The following is a 968-nucleotide window of genomic DNA, read 5'->3' on the forward strand; positions in this document are numbered from 1 at the left end:
CTGTCGAGCGATCCTTCAACCGCTTCAAGCACTGGCGAGGAATCGCCACCCGATACGACAAGTACGCCCTGAGCTACCTCGGAGGGGTAACCCTAGCCGCGATCATCATCAACCACCGCGTCCGCAATTGACAGACACCACCTAGTCGGTGGATGTTGGTCGAGGCGAGTCCGCCGCAAGCCGTTGTTGATTGTGCTCACTGATTCTGCGACGTGCGCTGCGTCTACGCCTGCGATTCCACAAGTTCTCAGCGGGTGATACACGCTCATTTGCCGCATGTACCAACCCGAGAACACTCTCGTTAAACCTGCCGGCTAGTCCTTTGATCTGTTCGACGTAGCGCTCGATTTCTTCAAGACTCTGCAATTCGGTCGCGCCCGCGCCGGTGCTGGCCATCGCGACGCGTATGCGCGTCAGGTCGACGTAAGCGATCCCCATCGCCTCCCAGCACGGCGCATCGACGACAGTCAGTGTCCCGACCTGAAAAGCCCGTTCCGCTTCGAGCGTCGCGATCCCCATCGCAGCCAAAGTAGCTATCAATTGCTCGCCAGACAGGTCGAGACTGTCTTGAGTGCGGGCTTGTGCGACGCAGTCCAGGAGCGCGGTGCGCGATTCGAGTTCGCGCACCATCAGCGTGTTCGTTGCAGTGAGGATGTCACCGATCGCTTGGCGCTGCGGCGACCGGTATGCATCCAGAGTGCGGCGATGCTCCCGTACCCAAGTGACTCCGTAGGTGAAGAGTGCGCCAAACACACCACCGCCGACGTAAGGCAGGATCGAGGGAAGCCAGGTCATTGAGCCGAGTCTTCCTCAGACTCAGGACCCGAATCGTCCTCGGAACTGATCAGCCCCGGCGTGTCGGGAGAGTTCTTCCGTTGGGAAGGATGGGCACGTGGGATCGAAGTCATCGAGGCGGTATCCAGAAGAGCTGAAGGCGCGGGCGGTGCAGATGGTGGCCGATCTGCGTG

The 968-nt window shown here is 60.3% G+C and carries 1 protein-coding gene; it reads right to left on the reverse strand.

The window, feature by feature from the left end:
• Window positions 1-141: 141 nt before the first annotated feature.
• Window positions 142-795: a hypothetical protein gene (locus CSR00_RS29880; protein WP_099025951.1), complete on the reverse strand. Its 654-nt coding sequence runs from the start codon at window positions 793-795 to the stop codon at window positions 142-144.
• Between the last annotated feature and the right edge of the window lie 173 nt (window positions 796-968).

Origin of the sequence: Mycolicibacterium palauense, assembly GCF_002592005.1 — a bacterium.
GTDB classification, from domain to species: Bacteria; Actinomycetota; Actinomycetes; order Mycobacteriales; family Mycobacteriaceae; genus Mycobacterium; species Mycobacterium palauense.